Below are 21,869 nucleotides of genomic sequence, written 5' to 3'. Positions count from 1 at the left end.
CTGAAATTCTGACAATAAATTATTATGTTGTTATGACCGAGATGAAGTATTGGTTAGTAAATTATTAGTTCGGATTATTAATTGAATTGTAGATTTTCTTAGTTGCCCCTAGTTAGATAGTGATAAAATTTTTAGCTATCTTTTCCCGTACAAGCTTAGTTTTAGATCTGGCTTGTACGGTTTTTTCTCTGAACACTAATTACATAGCATAACGGCATGATTTCTCGCCTCTTGTCTCATCTTTCTAGACGAAAGCTCTACCTGCCTCTCATTATTCTCGACAAACATTGAGTAAAAGTAACTAATCGTAACAAGGTGGCTGTAACTGAGCGCCGTTTCAATATACTCGCTCTTTACCTAGGTAACCCCGCGCTTTGAATTCATTCGGGTACCGTTTGTAAGCCTTAAATGCTACTAAGATAAGATGTCATGATGAGAAAAAGTACTATATTAAACACAGTGTTAATTACAGGGTTCGCTGCTGTATCTTCGTTGGCTTATGCAGCACCAACCGTTGTGCCAAATGCACCGGAACTCAGTTCTCGTGGCTATGTTTTGATGGACTTTCACACTGGGAAAGTGCTGGTTGAACGTGATGCACATAAACGGCTAAATCCTGCGAGCTTAACGAAGTTAATGACGGCTTATGTGGCTGGTCAAGAAATTAACGCAGGTAATATTACTTTGGATGATGAGGTCGTCATTAGCCGAAATGCTTGGGCAAAAAACTTCCCAGATTCCTCAAAGATGTTTATTGAAGTCAATACTTCCGTTTCTTTATCTGACTTATACCGTGGCCTGGTTGTTCAATCAGGTAATGATGCTAGTGTGGCCATTGCTGAACATGTCGCAGGTAGTGAGTCAGGGTTTGTAAGCTTGATGAATAGTTGGGCTGCTAAGCTTGAATTAACTAACACGGCTTTCACCAACCCTCATGGTCTAGACAGTGACGGTTTATATTCAACACCTTATGACATTGCCAAGTTGGGTCAAGCTATTATTCGTGACTTACCTGACATCTACCCACTGTATAGCGAAACCTCGTTTACCTACAACGGTATTACGCAATATAACCGCAATGGCTTGCTTCGTGATCGCAGTATGAATGTTGATGGCATGAAAACTGGTTATACGAGCGGTGCTGGTTATAGTCTAGCGACTTCAGCGACTCAAGGTGATATGCGTTTGATTGCTGTTGTAATGGGAGCAAAAAGTGAGAATATCCGTGAATCCGAAAGCAAACAACTGCTAAGTTATGGCTTCCGCTTTTACGATACGGTAATGCCGACTGAGGCAGGAACGGAAGTTGCGAACGCTCGAATTTGGATGGGTGAACAAGATGAGCTTAAAGTAGGCGTGGCCAATGACGTTTATCTCACTTTACCAAAAGGGGATGTGAAAAAGCTACAAGCTGAAGTTGAATATAATGGCGATTTGGTAGCGCCAATTTCTCAACAACAAGTGGTTGGTAAAGTGCTTTACAAAGTCGAAGGTAAAGTTGTGAATGAAGCCGAACTTGTTGCGTTGGAATCGGTGGAAGAAGGCAGCTTATTCAAGCGAATTTTAGACTGGTTTAAGCAATTGGTCGCGAGTTGGCTCTAAAAAACAGCTAACTTCTGCCATTATCACTCTATCTTGTTATTGTTCTATTAAATCAATTTACTAAGGCGGCCAACGTGGTCGCCTTACTTTTTTGGAATACTCGTTGCGCTAAAACATCGAACCTTCTGTATGGGCTATTTTCGCCTAATTAGAAGCGTTTTTGTGTTTTTGAGTGCGAGAAAAAAGAAACTAGAACAAAAATGGAGTGACACGTGCACAAGATTTTATCTTTGACATTGATTTTATCGCTCATGGGCTGCGCTATGCCTTACCAGCAGCAGGTCGATAGTGGCCAATGTGTTGGAGTAATGACCTCTCAGGATGCGTATGGTTATTTAAACCCAAACCATTACACGATGCAGGTACTCGCGCTAAAGCAAGAAAAAGATGTGAAAGATTACATTCGTTATATCGATCCTAAGCATCCGGTTTGGGTTAACTGGAAAAACAGCCGAGGCACGCGTTGGTATACGGTAACTGTTGGCGATTTTAAAACGAAACAGGATGCCTACAATGCGCTTTCTTCACTGCCGAGCCGCGTAAAGCAGTCATCCCCATTTGTGCTGACTTTTGCGGAAATGCAGCGTAAGCAACAAACGAGTGTTGTGAGAATGCGTTAACCCTTTAGCTCTTCTCTAGGCCCCCTACAACAGGATCTAATCAAGTAGGGGGCCTCGTTTAAGGGTCTTATTTATTGGAATGCAATCACATAATTTTCAACTTTAGGTAGAAATTAAGTCAATAGTTGAATGAGCACCTACACTCTCTAAGAACACTTATCTATGCATGTGAGTGCAATTGAAGCTCAGCATGCATTTATCTCTGTTTCAATAAACTTAGGGGGAGGGGGTAGTATGTTGAACAGATGGAGATTTTTAATCAGCTTATTGATCACTTGTATACCAGCGTATGCAATTGTTGTTGAAGACAATTATACCGTACCAACTCAAGATGAGTACGAAACTCACTATTCCTTTATGGCATCAGTAAGGGCTAGTATTTTCGCCGAAGACCACTCTTGTGGCGGCACTATAATCAGCAGTCGCTGGGTGCTGACCGCTGCACATTGCCTAGTTGCTTCGGATGCAAGTTATGAGGACGGTAACGAAAACAAAGATGTCTTCACCAATTTCGATGTAGCAAAACCAAAAGAAATATCGGTGACTGTAGGGAAGTCTGACTTGGAAAGAGTTGAGCTACCAGATATATATAAAGTTACTCATGTCGTTATTCATCCCGATTATTATCCTATTAACTCAGTAACCACTGACGAATCAGGTTTGACGGTAGTTGATTCGACCGCTTTTCAAAATGATTTAGCACTGCTATATGTAGAGAGGGAATTTCCAGATGAAATGGTCAGTTCCTTATTATTGGGCAACTCTGATAGTGATCAGATGCTGTTAGATTTGGTAAATCCTGAGAGTGATTGGGACTCTGGAGAGCCAGAGCCGAACCTCAAGGTCGCGGGGTGGGGGACTGGAGGAGATAACGACCCAGATATAGGTGAAAGTAATACAAAATTTAGAGAAACTGATGTCTCTTATTACCCAGTTTCTCTTTGCTACAACCGTTTAGAGTCTGCGGAAGATCTACCTATCTACATTGAATCCCCGGTTGATCCCACAAAGTTATGTTCATTGCCTACGAAGAGCATTACGAGAGGGGACAACATTTATGGAAATGGAGCATGTGGGGGGGATACAGGAGGCCCATTGTTAATATATAGCATTGATGATAATAGCTTTTATCAAGTTGGAATTATTAGTGCTAGCCCCATAATAAATACGGTTTGTAGTTCAATCACTCTGCCTACTTGGTATACCAATGTTTCTCACTTTAGAGATTGGATCGATTCATTTACTACGTCTACAGAACCTCCAGAGGATATAGTTACCAAGCCTGATTTTTTATTAAGCTCTGATGATGAAGCTCAAGAAGACGAAGATAGCGATAGCCCAAGTGATGAAGAGGAAGTAACTGACACTAGCCAATGTGATAATCCGAGTCAGATCAATATTGGAGGAGAAGAAACAGAATTTGGTTGTAATGATGAAAGCAATAGTGGAGGAGCCACCGAGCAGGCTTACTTGTTCGCTATGTTACTGATAATGTGGATTCGAAGAAGACAGTGAGAGAAACATTAAAAGATGAACGCCCCACTAGCTTGTGGGGCGACAGTTATTCTTAGTTTAAAGCGCCGCTAAAATCGTTTCTGCTTTGCTTGCTTCAAACTTTTTTGGTTCTTCAACGTTAAGTTTGGTCACAATGCCGTTTTCAATGATCATGGCGTAGCGTTGTGAGCGAATACCACCAAAGCCGCCGGTATCCATTTCAAGACCTAATGCTTTAGTAAAGCTTGCGTCGCCATCACCCAACATCAGGATTTCTGAAGCGTTTTGGGCTTCGCCCCAAGCTTGCATCACAAATGCATCGTTTACAGAAACACACGCAATTAAATCAATACCTTTTGCCTTCAACTCGTCGGCTAATACCACATAGCCTGGTAGGTGAGCTTCCGAGCACGTTGGGGTGAATGCGCCAGGTACAGCGAAGAGTACGACTTTCTTGTTTGCAAACAGCTCAGTCACGTCGTGGTTAACCATACCATCGGTAGTCAATTCGCTTAGAGTCGCAACTGGTAGAGCTTGGCCTTGTTGAATCATGATTTTATTCCTTTTTGTGTGCTAGTTTAGCTTTCTCAGTCTAGCGCTTATAAATGCGGTTAACCACAGAGCTTTTGTAAGGTTTTAACACCTAAGTGTTTGACCCAAGATGTAGCACTGATGGCTTTATTACAACGCTTCATGCTGACTTACGTATTGACTAACGAGATGGCGATACTTCGCTTTCAACTCATTATCGATGAAGCTAGCATCAATCGCATTCATTGTGAATTGAGCTAGTTCATTCTTACTCATTGGGTGTGCGTTGTTGACGGCTAAAAAGTTATCTGTCATGTAACCACCAAAGTATACCGGATCGTCCGAATTAATCGTCACAGCGACACCTTTGCGCAGTAGCTCGACAATATTGTGATCGTTCATATCGTCAAATACACACAATTTAAGGTTCGATAATGGACATACCGTCAGTGGCATTTTGCTTTCAATTAACGACTCGACTAATGCTTCATCCTCAACACAGCGAACACCATGATCCACGCGGCTGACGTGAAGCATTTCAATTGCATCGGTAATGTTTTGTGCGGGGCCTTCTTCACCTGCGTGAGCAACAGTCAGTAAGCCTGCTTCTACCGCTTGTTTAAATACTCGTTTGAACTTAGCTGGTGGATGGCCTTGTTCTGAAGAATCTAGACCGACACCAATGATCTTATCACGGTGTTTCAGAACGGATTGCAGAGTCTCCATGGCGCTTTCTTCTGAAAGGTGACGGAGAAAACACGCAATGATTTGTGAAGTAATGCCGAGCTTCTCGTGCCCATCTTGTAGTGCGCGGGCGATCCCGTGGATAACGGTGTCAAAGTCAATTCCGCGCTCTGTATGCGTTTGTGGGTCAAAAAAGATTTCGGTATGAATAACGTTATCCGCTTTACAGTGCAGTAAGTATTCCCAAGTGAGATCGTAAAAGTCTTGCTCTGTACGCAAAACATCCGCCCCTTGGTAATAAAGGTCAAGGAATGACTGTAAGTCTTCGAACTGATACGCGCTGCGTAGTTCACTCGGAGAAGAGTAAGGAATGTCGATGCCGTTTCGTTGTGCTAACTTGAAGAGAAGTTCTGGCTCAAGTGAACCTTCGATATGTAAGTGCAGCTCTACTTTTGGAAGACCCTGAATAAATGCGTTCATATTCCACCTTATGTGTATTGTGGATGCAGTTACTCTAAGAATAGGTATAGATAAGAATAAATCGAACGCTATCACAAAGAGTAAGACCCACGATGATCTCAACTCTTCGTAATCAGCACTTTGCGGGAACTGGTAGAGACCCCCAAACCATATCATTGGGGTTATACGAAGCAAACGAGGCGATTATACGCAAAATTCTCAATTTGGCTATACGCAAATAACCTAGTTGTCAGTAGTCGAAGGGTTTTTCTAAGAAAAGTAACTGGCAACCGTATAAGTCACTTGGGTATAGAGGAGCAAATTGGCTTTTAAGCGTGAACGAGGCTTATCGTGTTGTTATAAGTGAGGAAAAAGAGTGAGGCTTCGTTTGAGCAAAGGTAGGTGGCGGTACCTTGCACAACGATGGAGCAGAGAAAGCATTGAGAGAGTCAAGGGTAGCTTATAGATCAAATAACTTGTCAAATTCTCTTTGTTCCATAATGTCTTCTATACGGCGTCGCGTTTTTTGTTTTACCGCCGCCGCGTTTTGCTCAGACTCTTTCTTGTCTTTTTCTGCTTGCTTCTTACTTTTTCTAGCCATTGGATACCTTCCAAATTAGTTGCATCATTCATTAATGCATGAAAACTGAATTAGTTAACAGTAAAACTTCCTAACTTTGAACCTGAATCACAGAGAATAGTTCCAGATTGCGTTTTCTCACAATATTCAAAATCGATCATGTAGCTATGAGAATGAAGCTTAGGTAATACGTGCCTTCGTAAAATATCACCATTTAATTGATGTATTTTAGCGTTCCAAGAGGTGTGAGGTTGTTCTAGATTAAATTCAATTTCTAACATTTATTCTCCTGTTTCTTAGTGATTTTGTCTTTGTTAAGTAATTGATACCAATGCCTTTGACGGCCTGTTCTTTTTGAGGACATGATTTTTCCTATAAATAATAAATTAAGCAGTACTATCCTATTTATTTTAGGTAGCACAAAGCAATGCCTGATATTAAGCTGAGTGATTAAAGTGAGAATATTTTTGAAGGAGAGAGATTTGGTGCAGCATGGGCATGCTACACCAAGAAAAGCAGTCTTATAGAGGAGTTACTTCAGTCGCTTGAGGACCTTTTTTACCTTGCTCTACGTTGAAGCTTACTTTCTGACCTTCAGTCAGTGTTTTGAAACCGTCAGAAACGATAGCGTTGAAGTGTACGAATACATCTTGACCACCGTTGTCTTGAGATAGGAAGCCAAAGCCTTTAGTTTCGTTAAACCATTTTACTGAGCCGTTTACTTTAGACATAAAAATACCTTTGAATTAAACATTAAAATTTGAATTTGTTTTGTGGATCTTTTCTAAGCTATTGAATGTTCAATCAAGAGGAAGTTGTACGCAGGTGTCTGAATTGGGGGATTCAAGATTTTACTGAGAGGAAACTTAAACTAAATGTTGCATTAACAGCTCTCTTCTAAGAGCCAAGGCCTACTATACACCTTGTTTAGGAAATAGCTACACTTATTTTTAAATATATGTCGACAGCTTGGATAAGTGGGCTGTTCGAAAAATTTGAATAAGTAGCTCAAATAGCAAGGCTCATGATTATTTTTCTTCAATCTAAAATAGAACCATATCGATAGCCATGGCTGAACATGCGGTTTGCAAGCGGCCACAAAGGTAAACGAGGAGAAATAGTATGAGCACATTCAGAGAAATTCGTCAGCTTATTCAATCACAACCCACTGCTGATGGTGACGGAGTGAAAATTCGTCGAGTAGCAGGGTTTAATCATGCGAGTTTTTCTCCATTTTTGATGATGGATGAACTTAAGTCTGACGACCGTGCTGATTATGTTGGTGGCTTTCCTCCTCATCCGCATCGCGGCATCGAGACGCTTACTTATATGTTGAAAGGTCATTTCCAGCATCGTGACCACATGGATAATGTTGGTGAGCTTCGTTCTGGTGGCGCTCAATGGATGGCGGCAGGAAGAGGCGTCATTCATAGTGAGATGCCTATTATGCAGGAAGGTGAATTGCATGGTTTCCAAATTTGGATAAACCAGCCTGCGAAAAATAAGATGGCACCGGCTCAATATCATGACTTTCAACCTGAAACGATAACGGAATTCGAAACTCAAAGCTCGGGTGTTGTTCGCTTGATTGCTGGTCATCTGACTATAGACAACGAACGTATTCAGGGGCCTCTAACAGAAACAGGTGTTGCTGCCACGGTGGCCGATTGGAGAGCGATGGTTGGTCACGCTTTGAATTTGACCACGGAGCAAGACCACAACATGATGATTTACGTTTATAAAGGACGTATTCAGGTAAAAGATCGTGAGATCAATCAAGGCGAAATGGCGATTCTATCGAAAGGTGAATGGGTTGAATTACAAGCCGAAAAGGAGAGTGGTGCTCTGATTTTTATTGGCGAACCAATCAATGAACCAGTGGTTCACTATGGCCCTTTTGTAATGAATAGCATGGAAGAAATAGAACAAGCAATCCAAGACTACAATTCAGGATTGTTTGAAAGCTACTAGCATCAACATCCTAACTCCCTTTTCTGTGAGTAGCGCAGTTATCAACAGTTTTGAGCCTGACCATTGGGCTCGACCAGAAGCAAATACGATAATCCACTGCCATCGAATTTGCGTTAGCCACGTCTAATCCACGTGGCTTTTTTCTACTTCTGATTCCATCGCATGATGGCTTCTTTTCCTGCTTCAATACCTAACTCATAAGCTTGGCGCAATGGTACTGGCGAGCGACTCAATCGTTTTAATTTAAATGATTCGGGAGGACAAACTTGGATGATTTCGACTCCCGATGGTGGATTGTCGATCAGTGCTAAAGTTTGATTGTAGCGAACTTCACGCGTCAACATCGGCTCAATTAATCCTGGCGTTTCTTTCAACATCCGTTTGGTTAGTGCGCTGAACTTTCCTTTCGGCTTTTGATAGCTGGAGGGTTGACTGCGTAAAACCATAATCTTTTTGGCTCCTCGCTTTATTGCTTCTGCGACAGGAAGTGCATCAGAAACCCCACCATCAACGTATCGGGTACCGTTCAGTAAGACACCATTTCGGTAAAGTACGGGAAGTGCGCTGCTGGCTTTCATTGTTTCTGCGAGCTCGTCGACATTAGGAGTATGGTATTCGGCTTGGCCATTGTCTTGACGTGTTACGCCTAAAAAGAAAGGTCTCGAATCCGCTTTTAGTGCGGATTTGTCGATGCCAAGCTCTTCGAGAGTGACGTTCCACATCCAATCTAAGTTCATCATATCGCCGCCACGTAGAATCTGAGATGGTGAGATGAATTCTTTCCTTAAACTGTAATCGAGATAGATTTTTAAGTTGCGCCCGGGCATTTTAGCTAAATACGCCGCCAAGTTACTTGCGCCCGCCGATACGCCCCAAAAGCTATCAAATGGAGAGAATTCGTTAGCGAGAAAATGATCAAGTATGCCGCAAGAAAATACACCTCGCATCGCACCACCTTCGACAATCAACGCACGCTCTCCTACTTGTTCCATCACTGTGTTCCGTTCTTTACCTATTGGATGAATAGAATGCAGCTTAACGCATAACGGTTTTATACCCAAGTGGTCCTAAGTGCTAGGGCATCTCCTTAAGTAAAAGAAAAGGGCATCGATGGATGCCCTTTTTATATTAAGCCTAGGGAGTTACAGGTTATTGAGCAGCTCATTTAGTGAAAGCGCACTGAATAAATATGTCACTCCCACACAGAAAGCGGCGCCTGTAATTCCGATACTGATCGTTGTTGTAATTAAAAGAAGTGTCATCTTAGACATACAAGATCAAACTCCTTTTTTATATTTAAGTGGGGCGTTGTGCGTCTGGTTATCGTTTTGAATCATGATGCAAGCGCCCTAAGTTTATTGTTCTAATAAAAGTGATGATCACTTGTCAAAAAAGCAGATAAATAGCACCCAAACTGTCGTTAATGCGAGCAGCGGAGTGAATACTTTCTGTATAGAGGCGCCATCGGTTAGGTTGTAGATTTTGATGGATTCGTTATAGAACGCCCGCTTGAACGCCTTAAAAGAAATATCATTTTTCACATGAGATTGTTCATAGTGTAGGTGTGCTGCGTCTGATAGTTGGTATTCTAAGTCTTGGAGTTCGTACTCTTTGTTAAGAAATGCCTCCCAAGCCGAAAGACGGGCTATCGTTTTTGGAGATTGATTACCCTTTAACTTCTCTAGACGTTTGGCATAAGCAGCTTGATATTTATCCACGGTGTATTCCTGTCTGAATAGACGTTGAGTTAGAACATTTGTAAAAAGAAAAACGAGCAAAAAAGGGGCTTTACGTTCTATGTCTGTGATAAATGCTAAGGAGCTCAATGGTCTATTTCTCTGATGTCGCGAATAATATTGATTGAACTTAAATGCGACAAACAAAATAATTTACTCAAGATAACAACGAATATTTGTTGCCTTTTAAAGAAAAGCGATAGTGATGCGAAGTGGTGGCTTTGATCGGGAAGAAACCCGCTTTCGTAACGGCTTACGTTTATTGAGAAAAAGTAAACGCTGGAACTATCGCTGGATTGGTGTGAGTTATTTATCGTCAAAAATCATTAATATCAACTATGCTTATAGTTCGAATTTTCGTAAATGAACTCAATTTGGAGGAGCAGAAATAATACTTATTTTTGAGCGTGGGTGAGCTTGGAGAGTTAAGCTAATCCATTGATTAATAAAAAGTAAAGTAGTACAGAGCTAGGGTGAGCTTCAACTTAAAGGTGACGGTATGGATATACAATCAACCATTATTGAATATGCGATAGCGATAATAGGCTTACTTTTGACGGGAGTTGCCCTCTGAGCACGACGGCCCAGAGGATAGAAAGTATATTGGCTGTTTGTTAGCGGTTGATATTGTACCGAGCCATTGCAGCTTCTTCTGACGACACAACCGTTTTACCAATTGGTGCGAGTGAAATAACCGCAAGCTTCAGGTGTTGGAATGCAAACGGAATACCAATGATGGTTACAAAACACGCTGCGGCGGAAAGGACGTGACCGATTGCCAACCAAAGACCTGCAAAGACAAACCAAAGGACGTTACCGATAACGCCTAGAGGGCTCGTACCAATGTCCATTTCATTGGTCAATTCATCGCGTGAAATGGCTTCTTTTCCGAATGGGAAAAAGGAAAAATTACCCATAACGATACACGCACGCCCCCAAGGTATTCCGATGATGCTAATAAAGGCTAAGATACCGAAAAACCACCATAGCAACCCCATAAATACGCCACCAAATACAAACCAAATGATGTTACCGAGTGTTCTCATTCTATTTCCTTTACTCTTGAATATGACGATGCAGGTTCCTGAGGGTATCGTAATGTAAAACTAGAACCACTCCGTTAATAAACGTGATCCGTTCCCTCATTCACTTGCTTGATAGAATAGCCGCATAAGTATTAACAGAGAATGAATGACTCCCTGAAGCTACGTTTGTTTTAGTATAGAGCGTAATACTCGATTAAGCATATAGCCAAGAATTAAGCTACCTAGAGGTAACTTTCTCGATATATTGACAAATTTGCTCTGCTAACTGATGGCTAGCAATGTTGCGTTTCACTACTTCACTAGCGATTTTTCCAGATTCAACGACGCTAAACCAGTCTAGCAACATCGCATGGAAACCTTTGCTCGTCAGCATTGGCGTCCAATCTTTCAAATTGATTTTTTGCTCTTGGTTCGCTTGCCATCGTTTCCCTTCAACGAAAGAGTCGAATTCCACTGCTTTGTTAGCATAACAAGCTTGAACGCGTTCCATAGTCATACCGAAGTGACGATTCATCGAAGCGTGGAGTAAAGTATCTCCGTGTTGCCACTGAATATCTAAACGCGCCAATTGGTCACCTTCAAGCTGATGCGTTATGTAAGCCTCTTTTAAATCGGTCTTGGCTGTCACGTTAATACTGTCTAATGGATGAATAAAATCATCAAATATAAAGGTACGAATATCGCCTGGTAGTTGGTGGCGGTTCTTTTCCCAGCGTAGCGATTTTAGGTCAGAAATATTGCCTTGCTGTACCTCTGGCATGTGTTGGTTGTAAAGCGGAATATGACGTCGGTTGAAGCCCACATAAAGTGGTTGTTTTTCTTTTTCGGCAATATCGTACAGTTTTTCCACGTCATCAGCATTGTCCGCTAATGGTTTGTCGACAAAGGTTGGGATTCTATTCTGCAAAAAGAATGCTGCGATTTGAGGATGTACACTTGTTGCCGCATGAATCATGACAGCATCTACGCCAAAGTGCAGAAGCTGCTGGTAGTCTTGACAGGTCTCTGAGATTCGATATTGCTTAGCCAGACTCTCAAGTGCATTTGCGTTGCGGGTACAAAATACAAGTTCGATATTTGGAAGCTGAGTGATAACGGGAAGGTATGCTTTCTGAGCAATATCTCCTAAACCAATAATACCAATTTTCATCCTAGTCCTTATTTCGATGTATGGATGGCAGGTTGTAGTATAACGCTTGGCAAGCTGATGAGTTTAAATGCCTTGTTAGAAAAGAGCCTGACTCACATTTTGAGTCAGGGTTTGTTGGTCCACTTAGGAAGTCGTGCGGCAGTCTTTGAATATATCTAACTTGCCGTTGTAGGCTTGGGTTTGTACATCCATAATGCCTAATAAAGAGTGGAACACGTTATCATGTGAGTACTGGCTTGCCTTTTGCGCTTCATTCGACAAACAGTCGGTGTTGATTTGTTTCACTTGCTTAAAGCCGGAAGATAGCCACATGAGCAAAGGAACACGTTTTTGGAAGTCTGGTGCAAGGCCGTAAGGCATGCCATGTAAGAACAATCCGTTTTCGCCTAATGATTCACCATGATCTGATACGTAGATGAGAGCGGTATTATATTGAGACTCTAATGCTTTGAGTTTGTTGATGGTTTGTGCCAACACAAGATCAGTGTAGCGTATCGTATTGTCGTACGTATTCACGATTTGTTCGACGCTACAGTTTTCTATATCTGCACGTGGGCAGTCTGGTTTGAAAAACGCTTTGTCTCTAGGATAACGCTGGAAGTAGGTAGGACCATGGCTTCCTATAAGATGCATGGCGACAACGCGATTGCCGTGCATATCCGCAACTTCTTGATCAAAGTGATCTAACAGCGCCATATCGTAACAGGTTTGACCGTTACACAGAGGACTTGCTTGCTTTCGGTTCACTTCAATTTTCTTGATCTTGTGGGCGACTTCTTTGTCTCCGCCATCATTTTCTTTCCAGATGAGGTCAACTCCAGCGCGCTGCATGATGTCGAGAGCATTATCTTGGTTATCTGCCTTGGTCCGTTCAAACTCGCTTCGCGTGAGCTGAGAAAACATGCAAGGCACAGATACTGCAGTTGCAGTGCCACAAGACGCAACCTCTTGAAATGAAATCACACCCAGCTTACTGGTGTAAGGGTTTGTCTCTCGCTTATAGCCATTGAGTTGGTAGTTCTGCGTTCGAGCGGTTTCTCCGACAACAAACACCAGTAGTGTCGGCTTGTTCTGTGCTTGCTTTACTGCGCTATCTGACTGCTTTGCATCGATTCCAATCTCGCGGTACGGTTCTGGCGTGGTGAAGTATTTCTCCTTTACATACCCAGTCGCGCTGTAAACGAATTGAGTGGGAATAATGATTTTTTTCAGATAGCTGTTATTGCGACCGACAGATGCATAGTCTTGGTAGTAAACACTGGCAATAACAGCAATTACTGCAAGAGATGACAACATCGATACCAACTTCGTGAGAGAAAAATACAGCAATTGGTGGCGCTGAGATTGCAACTTGACCTTATAGACAATCATCGCAGGGACGCCCCCCATAAGTAGCGTCCAGATTACAGAATAAGTACTCAGGTAAGAGCTTGCCTCGCTCGAATCGGTTTCAGCAATATTAGCAATCATTTCAGAATCGAAAAGTGTGCCATAGTTGTAACTTGCGTAGCTCACCATACTCGAAATTATGAGCAAAATAATAAAGAATGGCTTTCCAACCCAAGGCCAACTAAATAAGTTAAAGAGGAAATTGAGCGCGGCAAGAAAGAAAATGGGTATCGTAATAATAAAACCAATTTTGACATTATCTAGGCTTGAAAAAATACCATTCAGCTCTTTGTAAATAGGAATGTTTACAACCAGCGCGAAATAGAATGCCAACAAGAAAGTAAAGGTAACGTACGAGATACCTTTCTGTTGCAAATTATGTGTCTTCATAAGTAAATGTCTTGAATCAAAATCAGAGCAAGAACGAAGCCCAAACAAAAAGGGCAAGAGTGAGCGCAACAAATACTGCAGCCGAGCCGATATCTTTGGCTCTACCACTGAGCTCGTGCCAGTCATCGCTAACACGGTCGACAACCGCTTCTACGGCGGAATTAATAAGTTCGACGATCAGGACCAATAACAGGCTACTGATCATCAGTACTCTTTCAAATGTGGTGACTGGAAGGAAAAAAGCACAGACGGAAAGCACTAAGGCTAGAATCAATTCTTGTCTGAAGGCGGCTTCGTATTTCCATGCGGCTTTCAATCCCTGAAATGAATTGCCGGTCGCATCCATGACACGGCGTAGACCTGTTTTTCCTGGCTTCAAAATATGACCTTACTACAGCTTAATAATTTAGATTGTGCATCTATCCAAACGATGAAATGAGACTAATCGTTCTTGCGTGAAACATTTGTGAATGGCATTCATCACACAACGATATAGGGTTTGAATAAGAAAAAAGAGTTGAATTAATCAAGGTCGTAGACGGTATAGCCTTTATTCTGAAGGCATTTTCGCAGTACGAGAGATTGTGTCTTGGTGGAGTCATTGCTTCCACTCAACGCTCCGGCCCCTGCTCCTACAGCACCGCCTGCAGCGGCACCCACAGCAGCCCCACCTATCCCGCTTTCTAGCGCTCCAGCTGCTGCCCCAATTAGTGCACCTGTAACTGCGCCATTAGCGGCTTCAGATTTTGCAGCTTCCGTTTTGTCTACGTTGTCCGCATACCCTTGGCAATAAAGAAAATCTTGTTCATATTTAGCAGGATCAACATTGGTCATGTCGACAACAGGCTTTTGATTATAAGTACAAGCGCTAAGAGTAGAGGCAAGCGTCATAACCAGAATAAAAGGTTTGTACATGAGTATTATCCATTTGTTCTGTGAATTTATGGATTAAATGTACACTGTTTTATTGTTGAGCTCTGTCGCTGGAGTGTATTGAAGTGTCGTCTTCTGTAAAGGAGGAAAGACGTTAACTTAACTGTCTGATTTTGGAAGACGAAGTGTGAAGCAAGCACCACCAAGTGGGCTATGAGAAATCGAAACCTCACCATGTTGAAGTTCCATTATCTGCCTGACGATCGCCAAACCGAGCCCAAATCCACTCGTGTTTTTGTTTCGGGACTCATCCGCGCTATAAAATGCTTCAAAAAGGTGAGGCCAATGCTGCTCTTCTATGCCTATACCATCATCATGTACATGGATTAAACAGCTTTGCTGATCACTTTTTATCTCAACCATAATTTGAGTATTTGCGTATCGCATTGCATTGCGTAGCAGATTATCCAAGGCACGTTTTAGCAGTTTTGGATCGGCGAATGCGCGCGCGTTTTCAGAGTTTGTTTCATTGAGTGAGATTGATAATTTGGTCTCTTTTTGCCATCTCTGTTTTAACTCACTAACTAACTTGGCGAGTGCTACGTTTTCTGTTTGCAACGCCGTATCTGGGCGTTCCATTTTGGCGTAATAAAGCAACTCTTCAACCATGTCTTCCATCTCGTCAATGTCCTCGACGATACTACGTACATGCTTTTTCTGTTGTTCGGTTAATGTAGAGTCCGATAACAAGTCAGCTTGCCACTGTAAACGAAAAATAGGAGTGCGTAATTCATGCGCAACTGCATTGGTCAGCATTTTATTGCTAGTGATCAGGCGAGAAACTTTGTCAGCCATCGTATTAAAGCTTTTGTTCAGTGTCCCAACGGATTTGGCGCTTGAGGTGCTTGCTCGTGCTTTGAAGTTGCCTGAAGCAAACTCGACCGTGACTCTTTCTAACTCACGAATTCGACGACTCAAAAACCAGATCAGCAGTATGCAATACAGAGCAAATCCGGCTAAAAAGAATAACCATACAATGTTGTCATCAAAGTTAATCGCCTGAATAACTGAGCTATCCGGATCATCGATCATTTTGAAAATAGGGGTGTCCGCATCTAGGCGGAACCATATATCCCTTTCTTCGTCGTAAGCAACGTTAACAGAGGTGTCACTTTCAAATGCTTTTCTGATGTCTTCTGGAAGTTCTTCGAGCGTGTGAGGAATCAACAAGCGATGGCTGGACGTGGCAAATTGCTCAAGCTGTTGCTGAGTGTATTCTAGTCCGTGCTCTTCGTAGATAGGATAGATAAGATCGTGGAAAGCTTGACCTTCTTGCTCTTGTAGCAGGTAATCGTAATCTGTGTTGATCTCATAGACCAAGAATTCGTAACCCCACAAACTCACCATAAATAGAATGATAAGACCGACAAAGCTTTCCAGATAAATCCGTCTCATTATTCATTCCATGCATCAGGCATAAATAGGTAGCCTTTGCCGCGGACCGTGATGATTTTTTGTGGAGAGCAAGAGGCATCGCCTAATTTTTTTCTCAATGTCACAATACGGTTGTCAATGGTGCGATCTGTACCGTCGTACTCAATACCACGTAGTGTTTTCGTTAACCACTCACGTGAGAGTGTTTTTTCTGCGTGTGTTGCGAGAACCCATAATAAATCGAACTCACCGTCAGTCAGCGCAATTTCTTCCTGGTTCATGACGCATGATTTACGTAATCGGTTTAAACACAGCACTCCAATTTGTAGACCGTTTTCGGACTCGGTAGAGGCTGCCTCTTTTCTTCTCAATAGCATGCGAATGCGTGCCAGCAGCACGCGAGGTTTGATAGGCTTGGTAACAAAGTCATCGGCGCCAATTTCTAATGCGGCGACGTGATCGAAGTCGTCATCACTCGCTGTCAGCATCAACACTTTGCCTTTGTAGCATTCACGGATTTGACGACATACGCTCAGGCCGTCTTGTCCAGGTAGCATCAAATCTAACAAAACCACGTCTGGCTGTGTGTCAATAATCGCTTCCGGTGCATCTGTCCCGTTGTCGATACATTTGACCTGGAAACCTTGTTCAACAAAATACTCTCCCAGCATAGCTTGTAATTTGGGATCGTCTTCCACAATCATTAAAGATGGTTTGACTTGTTGTGCGTTCATTTGAGTGATGTATACAATATTTAATATCACTGGAACTTAAACAAATTTACGAATTATTTCAAATAAAGCTTTCTCAGAATAAGGTTATCGGATGAGTTGATTCGATAAATACCCCAAGTAATGATTCAAACTTAATCATTAATCACATTTTGAAAAGTCTAAAAAAGGCGCAACTGTTGCGCCTTAATATGGAATATTAGGGTGAACTTACGTTTTATTCGGTGGTGCACACGACGCTGTTGTCGCTGCCAAAAGCATTGGGAACATAAGCGTCGGCTTGAGGATCGTTTTCCCACTTTGCATCATTGAGCAAGTAGCGGAACTGAACATTCTGCTCTTTAGGTAAGCGCGTTTTAAATTTAAATTGACGGCTTTTCTTCACTAATTTCATCGGTTCTGGCTGCCAGTTGTTAAAATCCCCAGCAATATGGATGGAGTCCCACTGGTCTTTATCTAGCTCGAACGTGACTTCAACTTCATCTTTTGTCTTAAAGAATCTCTTTTTAAGCATTGATCTTTCCTTGTTCGTACAAAAACTGTTCTAACTATTACTCGTGTTTCATAACGATTTCAAGTTTTATCGAATTGTCGCTGGTATCAGGTGAAGAACTATCTAAATGATGAATAGCTTAATCGTTATGAGTTCTTGTGAGAGGGGAGCGGTATTGAGAAGCCTCAAGGATATGGAACCGTTAACGTACCAAGTTTTTAGGCGAGGCGGAACTCAGAGTCCGTATCTTGAAGTCAAATCGTTATCATGTATTATCTTAAATCACCATTTTTGTTGATGTAGCTATGTTGAAGTTTAACCGTACATTGTTGACCGCGATAGTTTGTTTAGCCGCTATGCTTTTGAGCAGTGTCGCTCCTATGGCAAAGGCTTCAGCCCCGGTGAAAACAATTGAAGTACGCGATATTATTGTTCAACAGGCTGCTCTGCACAAACAACTTGGCGTCAATGACGACTGCGTAGAATTACATCACGATGAGTCAGCCATCAATAAGGCACAACAATCTCACACGAGTTGTAGCTCTTCCTGCATGGTCAAAATTCCCGCCAACTTATCTCAAAACGACTTACTGCTTCTTCCTTATAGCCTTGCATTGATTGATAGGCCTCTAGTCGAAAAAGTAGTGACAGTGATCACCAAGCTTTATCGCCCTCCGATTGTTTAATTTCCCATCTCAAATTACTTGGGGTCCCCCCTTTTTACCAAATGAAATGATTTGGCATTTGAATGCCACGAGGAAATAAACAATGAAAAAACTACTTGCCTTATGTAGTGCACTTTTACTGACTTTTACCGCTCACGCAGCGCAATTTGAAGAAGGGAAGCACTACAAAGTTCTGGATGTTAAGAAAGCATCGAAACCTGTTGTGACGGAATTCTTTTCTTTTTATTGCCCACATTGTTACAAGTTTGAGTCGCTTATTGAGCGTTTAAAACCTGCTCTGCCAAAAGAGGCAAAGTTTGAAAAGGTACATGTGGGGTTCATGGGCGGAGATATGGCGATTCCGATGGCCAAGTCCTACGCGACGATGGTGTCGCTCGGGGTTGAAGATACAATGATTCCTGCCATGTTTGCCCAAATTCATCAAAAGCGACAAGCGCCAAAAGATGAAGCTGAGCTGAAACAGCTTTTCATTGATAATGGCGTAGAAGGTAAGAAGTTTGATGCGGCGTACAACAGTTTCGCCGTAAACTCAATGCAGAAAGGTTTTGATAAGCAATTCTCTGCTAGCACGTTGAGAGGGGTTCCGGGTGTGGTTGTGAACAATAAATACATTGTTTTGGCCAACGAAATTCGTACTTACGACGAGTACAATCAATTAGTTAATTACTTATTGACGCTGTAACTGTAAATAGCATTGATGCTTAAAAATGGCGACGGTAGAGTCGCCATTTTTTATGCTTATCACACTCGTATTATCTAAGAACGCTTGTACATGCTTGAGTCGGAACACTAGTCATAAATATGGCATGCGGATAAAACAAGCTAGCAGCAGTGATTGCAACATTACATGGCTGAGCAATCGTGGTTTTAATCACATTGGTAAGCACGGCTCCTGTATTATTTACTGTTTGAGCGGCGGCTTGTTGTGCCTGGTAAGACACGCAACCTGTCGTTGCATTGATCATCGCAGTGCTAAACAAAAGTTTGCGAAAAAACATATTCATATCCTTTGTGAATGCTTTGAATTACTTATATGTGGATTGATTCATAAATGAAACAAAACAGTGTTCAAAATATGTTTGCATTCACGAAATGAACATTGTTTTATAAAAAGACGTTTTTTTGTGATCTTAGTACTGGACAGACCAGGTTATGAAACTAAAGCCAATCCGTGCATTACGATTACGCCGAAGGTCAGTTTGCTCCTCATTCCTTGATATCCCTTGGGCTCGGCGTCTTGTTCGACTTTCCTCACGATTTTTTCTGCATACCAAACAGCAAGGTATCCAATTGCTAAGAGTAGGGTTGCGACTGCGTAATGTTGGTGGCCCTGCAGTAATGCGCCCCAAGCCAGTAAGACAAAAAGGTTGCTGAGAATTAATATATTTCGGCTAAGGCGGTGGTAGTAATGCTCAATGCCATTACCCCAAAGGATGCCGGATAAAAAACTTAATATAACGGCGCTATATGCGATGAAAAATTGCTGGCCACTTAAATTGAACAGTGAGATGTCAGTGAAAATCAGCCCTAAACTAAACACAAATGGAACCAGGCCTAAGTAACCGAGTTGTAGCATGGTTGAGCGTGTTGTCATGGTCGTCACCTTACAATTGTTGCTCTATCATATTGGTAAGCGTAGTACTTGTCGGTGATGTGGAGCTTGGAAAAGTGGCAATAACTTTGCCTTCAGAGCTAATTAGAAACTTATAGAAGTTCCATTTTGGTTTGATGCCAGCTTGGTTAGTAATCTCGCTGAATACGGGGTTTGCATCTACGCCTAATACTGAGGAGCGAGCCATCATTGGAAAGGTGACCCCGTAATCGAGATAACAGACTTTCGCTGTGTTTGTTTCGCTTCCTCTATCCTGTCGGAAGTCATTGCTCGGGAAACCAATGACGGTGAAGTTTTGGTCTTTGTAAGTTTGATAGAGGGTCTCTAACTGTTCGAACTGAGGAGTGAAGCCGCACTGGCTTGCTGTATTGACGACTAGTAGTGTCTTTCCCTTAAAGCTTTCGCATAGATCGACTTCTTCTGTTGAGTTTAACAACCTTTGCTTACCTTGAAGAATATCAGGGCACTCAGATGCAAGAGCAAGCGAATTCATGGAGAGAAAGCTAACGAGAGCGGCGAGTTTCAGTAATCCTTTCATGGTGTTGTTCCCCTTGTTTTCAATAAGTATAACTACTCAAGTGCAAAGAGGATCGATCAAAAAAGCCGCACAAATGCGCGGCTTCTTTCAGAGCTGGGATTTAATTATGCCAGTTTTAACTCGAACTGATTGCGGTACATCACCATGTCTTCAATAGTCAGCACTGGCATGTTGTGCAGGCGACCAAACGCAACGATCTCTGGTGCTTTTGCCATCGTGCCATCTGGGTTGGTCACTTCACATAGTACGCCAGCGGGTTGAAGCCCTGCCATTTGCATCAGGTCAATCGTACCTTCTGTGTGACCACGGCGAGTCATTACACCACCTGGACGTGCGCGCAGAGGGAATACGTGGCCCGGGCGAGCAAGATCCTCAGGTTTTGCATGCGGGTTTGCCGCCGTTTTAATGGTCGTCACGCGATCTGCTGCTGAAACCCCCGTTGTTACACCAACTTTCGCTTCAATAGAAACCGTAAATGCGGTTTGGTTTGCACTGTTGTTGTTTACCACCATTGGAGGCAGTTCCAGTTTGTCTGCTTGAGCATCTGTTAAGCACAAACAAACGATGCCGCTACATTCGCGGATCATCAGCGCCATTTGCTCGTTGGTGAGGTGCTCGACTGAATAAATGATATCGCCTTCGTTTTCGCGATCTTCATCATCAAGAAGTAGTACGCCACGTCCTTCTTTTAAAGCAATAAGTGCGTTTTCAACGCGAGTAATTGGGTCGCCGAATTCGGCAAGTAGTGATGACTGATTCATGGTTAACTCCTAAATTTCACCAGAATCAGGGCGGTATGAGAGATCGTCGTAAAATACGATCAAAAAGAAGTGCACCAGCACTCTTAGCAATCTGACTCGCTATGCTGGTGTATTCTTATTCTCTTTCATCCGGACTATAACCGTCGGCTCTGGCATCTCACCAGATCTGCTGACCTCGACGAATCGAGCGCTCGCGGGCTCACTTGAAAAAGTATACCGCCGGTGGGGAATTTCGCCCCGCCCTGAGAACAATTAAAAATGTGCCACTTCATTCAAGTTGTGAAGAAGTGGAGCTAGGATAGTACTGCGAACTGAATAGCTTGGAAAGTCGATTCCATCTGTATGATGGAAAAGTGTGCTATCGACGGAAATAATCTGTGCGAATAAAGTGATCAATCTGCTGTGGTACGAAGGTGTTGTAAATCAGGCTCGTATGCGTTTGCTTCACTTCGATATGATCTTGCATACCGTCCAGTCTTGTCTCTTCTACGGTAACCGTACCGTCCGACATGGTGTTGTCATTACGGATCAACAATGGGCGAGCACCAATCGGCATCGTTCCTGCGATACTGCCGAGTTTTTGCGGAAAAGCCCACGCGTCATCATGTTTGTTTAATCCGTGGTGTGGCGAGTTTCCTAAAATGGCACCCAACCCGAGATCTTGAATCCGACCTACTATGGACGCGCCTTTAAGAGGCGAACCTATAGCGACAACATGAGAGATCAAGCTGGTGCTCGGTTGTCTGTTGGCGAGATAGCGCTTAATCATCAAGCCTCCCAAGCTGTGTCCCACGAGCACGTTTGTGGTCAGTGGATTAAGCGAATGATCAATAGAATCAAACAGTGAAGACTCATCGATAGCAACAGTGTTATAGCTGAGTACTTGCGTTTCGTATCCGAGTTTTCTCAGCTTTTGGCTAAGAGGCTGCATGACCAGCCCATGCATATAAAGACCATGTAAGATGATGATTTTCATAATACCTCCTAGATTTATGACGTCGTAGATATCCTACTCTAATTAACAAAGAACTACTTGTGCTTTGTGGTGCATATTTACGTTTTGCTGCAAAGTTTGACTGCTGTAGCAAG

Annotated in this window: 26 protein-coding genes and 2 riboswitches; of the genes, 6 read left to right on the top strand and 20 right to left on the bottom strand. The window is 42.6% G+C overall.

What is annotated here, in order from left to right:
• Positions 1-432: 432 nt before the first annotated feature.
• The 3 genes from R2S67_RS19810 (at position 433) to R2S67_RS19800 (ending at position 3,737) form a co-directional block, all read left to right on the top strand.
• A complete protein-coding gene (locus R2S67_RS19810; RefSeq protein WP_317346709.1) occupies positions 433-1,602 on the top strand; it encodes a D-alanyl-D-alanine carboxypeptidase family protein in 1,170 nt (389 codons plus the stop codon).
• Positions 1,603-1,814: 212 nt separating this feature from the next.
• Positions 1,815-2,222, top strand: coding sequence for an SPOR domain-containing protein (locus tag R2S67_RS19805; RefSeq protein WP_006741205.1), 408 nt, complete (start codon positions 1,815-1,817; stop codon positions 2,220-2,222).
• A 234-nt stretch (positions 2,223-2,456) separates the two neighbouring features.
• Positions 2,457-3,737 (top strand): S1 family peptidase, encoded by a 1,281-nt coding sequence (locus R2S67_RS19800; RefSeq protein WP_203343468.1) that lies wholly within the window; start codon positions 2,457-2,459, stop codon positions 3,735-3,737.
• Positions 3,738-3,794: 57 nt separating this feature from the next.
• Here R2S67_RS19800 and R2S67_RS19795 read toward each other — a convergent pair whose 3' ends face one another.
• The 5 genes from R2S67_RS19795 to R2S67_RS19775 form a co-directional block, all read right to left on the bottom strand.
• On the bottom strand, positions 3,795-4,268 hold the full coding sequence (locus tag R2S67_RS19795; RefSeq protein WP_317346707.1) for a peroxiredoxin: 474 nt from the start codon (positions 4,266-4,268) through the stop codon (positions 3,795-3,797).
• A 129-nt stretch (positions 4,269-4,397) separates the two neighbouring features.
• Positions 4,398-5,411 carry an adenosine deaminase gene (locus tag R2S67_RS19790; protein WP_258621209.1) on the bottom strand — a complete coding sequence of 338 codons (1,014 nt, stop codon included), beginning with the start codon at positions 5,409-5,411 and terminating at the stop codon, positions 4,398-4,400.
• 89 nt (positions 5,412-5,500) lie between these two features.
• A riboswitch (purine riboswitch) is annotated at positions 5,501-5,600 on the bottom strand.
• A 250-nt stretch (positions 5,601-5,850) separates the two neighbouring features.
• Complete coding sequence (locus tag R2S67_RS19785) at positions 5,851-5,991, bottom strand: PA3496 family putative envelope integrity protein (protein ID WP_005396335.1); 141 nt, start codon at positions 5,989-5,991, stop codon at positions 5,851-5,853.
• A 50-nt stretch (positions 5,992-6,041) separates the two neighbouring features.
• Complete coding sequence (locus R2S67_RS19780; protein WP_053807947.1) at positions 6,042-6,251, bottom strand: hypothetical protein; 210 nt, start codon at positions 6,249-6,251, stop codon at positions 6,042-6,044.
• A 240-nt stretch (positions 6,252-6,491) separates the two neighbouring features.
• Positions 6,492-6,701 (bottom strand): cold-shock protein, encoded by a 210-nt coding sequence (locus R2S67_RS19775; protein ID WP_005396336.1) that lies wholly within the window; start codon positions 6,699-6,701, stop codon positions 6,492-6,494.
• Positions 6,702-7,092: 391 nt separating this feature from the next.
• On the opposite strand from R2S67_RS19775, the gene R2S67_RS19770 reads away from it, so the two are divergent.
• Positions 7,093-7,941, top strand: coding sequence for a pirin family protein (locus tag R2S67_RS19770; protein WP_317346706.1), 849 nt, complete (start codon positions 7,093-7,095; stop codon positions 7,939-7,941).
• Positions 7,942-8,084: 143 nt separating this feature from the next.
• On the opposite strand, the gene R2S67_RS19765 is transcribed toward R2S67_RS19770, so the two are convergent.
• The 10 genes from R2S67_RS19765 to R2S67_RS19720 all read right to left on the bottom strand — a co-directional run bounded on the left by R2S67_RS19765 (position 8,085) and on the right by R2S67_RS19720 (position 17,204).
• Positions 8,085-8,933, bottom strand: a complete 849-nt coding sequence (locus tag R2S67_RS19765; RefSeq protein WP_258661534.1) for a patatin family protein — start codon at positions 8,931-8,933, stop codon at positions 8,085-8,087.
• A gap of 387 nt (positions 8,934-9,320) precedes the next feature.
• A complete protein-coding gene (locus R2S67_RS19760) occupies positions 9,321-9,659 on the bottom strand; it encodes a hypothetical protein (RefSeq protein ID WP_006741201.1) in 339 nt (112 codons plus the stop codon).
• A 632-nt stretch (positions 9,660-10,291) separates the two neighbouring features.
• The gene (locus R2S67_RS19755) at positions 10,292-10,723 is read right to left on the bottom strand and encodes a YccF domain-containing protein (RefSeq protein ID WP_301607724.1); all 432 of its coding nucleotides are present in this window, start codon (positions 10,721-10,723) and stop codon (positions 10,292-10,294) included.
• 217 nt (positions 10,724-10,940) lie between these two features.
• Positions 10,941-11,873, bottom strand: a complete 933-nt coding sequence (locus R2S67_RS19750) for a Gfo/Idh/MocA family protein (protein ID WP_317346705.1) — start codon at positions 11,871-11,873, stop codon at positions 10,941-10,943.
• Between the two features lie 123 nt (positions 11,874-11,996).
• Positions 11,997-13,652: a phosphoethanolamine--lipid A transferase gene (locus R2S67_RS19745; RefSeq protein WP_317346704.1), complete on the bottom strand. Its 1,656-nt coding sequence runs from the start codon at positions 13,650-13,652 to the stop codon at positions 11,997-11,999.
• A 22-nt stretch (positions 13,653-13,674) separates the two neighbouring features.
• A complete protein-coding gene (locus tag R2S67_RS19740) occupies positions 13,675-14,031 on the bottom strand; it encodes a diacylglycerol kinase (protein WP_317346703.1) in 357 nt (118 codons plus the stop codon).
• A 143-nt stretch (positions 14,032-14,174) separates the two neighbouring features.
• Positions 14,175-14,567 carry a glycine zipper family protein gene (locus R2S67_RS19735; protein ID WP_005396344.1) on the bottom strand — a complete coding sequence of 131 codons (393 nt, stop codon included), beginning with the start codon at positions 14,565-14,567 and terminating at the stop codon, positions 14,175-14,177.
• A gap of 117 nt (positions 14,568-14,684) precedes the next feature.
• On the bottom strand, positions 14,685-15,980 hold the full coding sequence (locus R2S67_RS19730; RefSeq protein ID WP_006741195.1) for an ATP-binding protein: 1,296 nt from the start codon (positions 15,978-15,980) through the stop codon (positions 14,685-14,687).
• Positions 15,980-16,693, bottom strand: a complete 714-nt coding sequence (locus R2S67_RS19725; protein WP_317346702.1) for a response regulator — start codon at positions 16,691-16,693, stop codon at positions 15,980-15,982. Before R2S67_RS19725 ends, R2S67_RS19730 begins: the two co-directional genes overlap by 1 nt.
• A 214-nt stretch (positions 16,694-16,907) precedes the next feature.
• Positions 16,908-17,204 (bottom strand): isoamylase early set domain-containing protein, encoded by a 297-nt coding sequence (locus tag R2S67_RS19720; protein WP_005396349.1) that lies wholly within the window; start codon positions 17,202-17,204, stop codon positions 16,908-16,910.
• Between the two features lie 284 nt (positions 17,205-17,488).
• On the opposite strand from R2S67_RS19720, the gene R2S67_RS19715 reads away from it, so the two are divergent.
• Together R2S67_RS19715 and R2S67_RS19710 are read left to right on the top strand one after the other, a co-directional pair.
• Positions 17,489-17,869, top strand: coding sequence for a hypothetical protein (locus tag R2S67_RS19715; protein WP_074190469.1), 381 nt, complete (start codon positions 17,489-17,491; stop codon positions 17,867-17,869).
• Positions 17,870-17,951: 82 nt separating this feature from the next.
• Positions 17,952-18,551: a thiol:disulfide interchange protein DsbA/DsbL gene (locus R2S67_RS19710; protein WP_104973481.1), complete on the top strand. Its 600-nt coding sequence runs from the start codon at positions 17,952-17,954 to the stop codon at positions 18,549-18,551.
• A gap of 70 nt (positions 18,552-18,621) precedes the next feature.
• Here R2S67_RS19710 and R2S67_RS19705 read toward each other — a convergent pair whose 3' ends face one another.
• The 5 genes from R2S67_RS19705 to R2S67_RS19685 all read right to left on the bottom strand — a co-directional run bounded on the left by R2S67_RS19705 (position 18,622) and on the right by R2S67_RS19685 (position 21,756).
• Positions 18,622-18,867, bottom strand: coding sequence for a hypothetical protein (locus R2S67_RS19705; RefSeq protein ID WP_005373664.1), 246 nt, complete (start codon positions 18,865-18,867; stop codon positions 18,622-18,624).
• A gap of 152 nt (positions 18,868-19,019) precedes the next feature.
• Positions 19,020-19,463, bottom strand: a complete 444-nt coding sequence (locus R2S67_RS19700) for a DUF3429 domain-containing protein (RefSeq protein WP_317346701.1) — start codon at positions 19,461-19,463, stop codon at positions 19,020-19,022.
• A 10-nt stretch (positions 19,464-19,473) separates the two neighbouring features.
• A complete protein-coding gene (locus R2S67_RS19695; protein WP_161442656.1) occupies positions 19,474-20,019 on the bottom strand; it encodes a glutathione peroxidase in 546 nt (181 codons plus the stop codon).
• A gap of 104 nt (positions 20,020-20,123) precedes the next feature.
• A complete protein-coding gene (gene ribB, locus R2S67_RS19690) occupies positions 20,124-20,780 on the bottom strand; it encodes a 3,4-dihydroxy-2-butanone-4-phosphate synthase (RefSeq protein WP_006741191.1) in 657 nt (218 codons plus the stop codon).
• 113 nt (positions 20,781-20,893) lie between these two features.
• Positions 20,894-21,034, bottom strand: a riboswitch (FMN riboswitch).
• A gap of 104 nt (positions 21,035-21,138) precedes the next feature.
• A complete protein-coding gene (locus tag R2S67_RS19685; RefSeq protein WP_317346700.1) occupies positions 21,139-21,756 on the bottom strand; it encodes a triacylglycerol lipase in 618 nt (205 codons plus the stop codon).
• Positions 21,757-21,869: the final 113 nt, after the last annotated feature.

This window comes from Vibrio sp. T13N, from assembly GCF_032970445.1.
Lineage (GTDB): Bacteria > Pseudomonadota > Gammaproteobacteria > Enterobacterales > Vibrionaceae > Vibrio > Vibrio diabolicus.
This window is presented reverse-complemented; position numbering and strand designations above follow the sequence as displayed.

Excerpts from the sequence above, each read along its gene's own strand:
- R2S67_RS19810 (WP_317346709.1), top strand. The coding sequence starts at position 433 with ATGAGAAAAAGTACTATATTAAACACAGTGTTAATTACAGGGTTCGCT.
- R2S67_RS19800 (WP_203343468.1), top strand. The coding sequence starts at position 2,457 with ATGTTGAACAGATGGAGATTTTTAATCAGCTTATTGATCACTTGTATA.
- R2S67_RS19795 (WP_317346707.1), bottom strand. The coding sequence starts at position 4,268 with ATGATTCAACAAGGCCAAGCTCTACCAGTTGCGACTCTAAGCGAATTG.
- R2S67_RS19790 (WP_258621209.1), bottom strand. The coding sequence starts at position 5,411 with ATGAACGCATTTATTCAGGGTCTTCCAAAAGTAGAGCTGCACTTACAT.
- R2S67_RS19785 (WP_005396335.1), bottom strand. The coding sequence starts at position 5,991 with ATGGCTAGAAAAAGTAAGAAGCAAGCAGAAAAAGACAAGAAAGAGTCT.
- R2S67_RS19780 (WP_053807947.1), bottom strand. The coding sequence starts at position 6,251 with ATGTTAGAAATTGAATTTAATCTAGAACAACCTCACACCTCTTGGAAC.
- R2S67_RS19775 (WP_005396336.1), bottom strand. The coding sequence starts at position 6,701 with ATGTCTAAAGTAAACGGCTCAGTAAAATGGTTTAACGAAACTAAAGGC.
- R2S67_RS19770 (WP_317346706.1), top strand. The coding sequence starts at position 7,093 with ATGAGCACATTCAGAGAAATTCGTCAGCTTATTCAATCACAACCCACT.
- R2S67_RS19765 (WP_258661534.1), bottom strand. The coding sequence starts at position 8,933 with ATGGAACAAGTAGGAGAGCGTGCGTTGATTGTCGAAGGTGGTGCGATG.
- R2S67_RS19755 (WP_301607724.1), bottom strand. The coding sequence starts at position 10,723 with ATGAGAACACTCGGTAACATCATTTGGTTTGTATTTGGTGGCGTATTT.
- R2S67_RS19750 (WP_317346705.1), bottom strand. The coding sequence starts at position 11,873 with ATGAAAATTGGTATTATTGGTTTAGGAGATATTGCTCAGAAAGCATAC.
- R2S67_RS19745 (WP_317346704.1), bottom strand. The coding sequence starts at position 13,652 with ATGAAGACACATAATTTGCAACAGAAAGGTATCTCGTACGTTACCTTT.
- R2S67_RS19735 (WP_005396344.1), bottom strand. The coding sequence starts at position 14,567 with ATGTACAAACCTTTTATTCTGGTTATGACGCTTGCCTCTACTCTTAGC.
- R2S67_RS19730 (WP_006741195.1), bottom strand. The coding sequence starts at position 15,980 with ATGAGACGGATTTATCTGGAAAGCTTTGTCGGTCTTATCATTCTATTT.
- R2S67_RS19725 (WP_317346702.1), bottom strand. The coding sequence starts at position 16,693 with ATGAACGCACAACAAGTCAAACCATCTTTAATGATTGTGGAAGACGAT.
- R2S67_RS19720 (WP_005396349.1), bottom strand. The coding sequence starts at position 17,204 with ATGCTTAAAAAGAGATTCTTTAAGACAAAAGATGAAGTTGAAGTCACG.
- R2S67_RS19715 (WP_074190469.1), top strand. The coding sequence starts at position 17,489 with ATGTTGAAGTTTAACCGTACATTGTTGACCGCGATAGTTTGTTTAGCC.
- R2S67_RS19710 (WP_104973481.1), top strand. The coding sequence starts at position 17,952 with ATGAAAAAACTACTTGCCTTATGTAGTGCACTTTTACTGACTTTTACC.
- R2S67_RS19705 (WP_005373664.1), bottom strand. The coding sequence starts at position 18,867 with ATGTTTTTTCGCAAACTTTTGTTTAGCACTGCGATGATCAATGCAACG.
- R2S67_RS19700 (WP_317346701.1), bottom strand. The coding sequence starts at position 19,463 with ATGACAACACGCTCAACCATGCTACAACTCGGTTACTTAGGCCTGGTT.
- R2S67_RS19695 (WP_161442656.1), bottom strand. The coding sequence starts at position 20,019 with ATGAAAGGATTACTGAAACTCGCCGCTCTCGTTAGCTTTCTCTCCATG.
- ribB (WP_006741191.1), bottom strand. The coding sequence starts at position 20,780 with ATGAATCAGTCATCACTACTTGCCGAATTCGGCGACCCAATTACTCGC.
- R2S67_RS19685 (WP_317346700.1), bottom strand. The coding sequence starts at position 21,756 with ATGAAAATCATCATCTTACATGGTCTTTATATGCATGGGCTGGTCATG.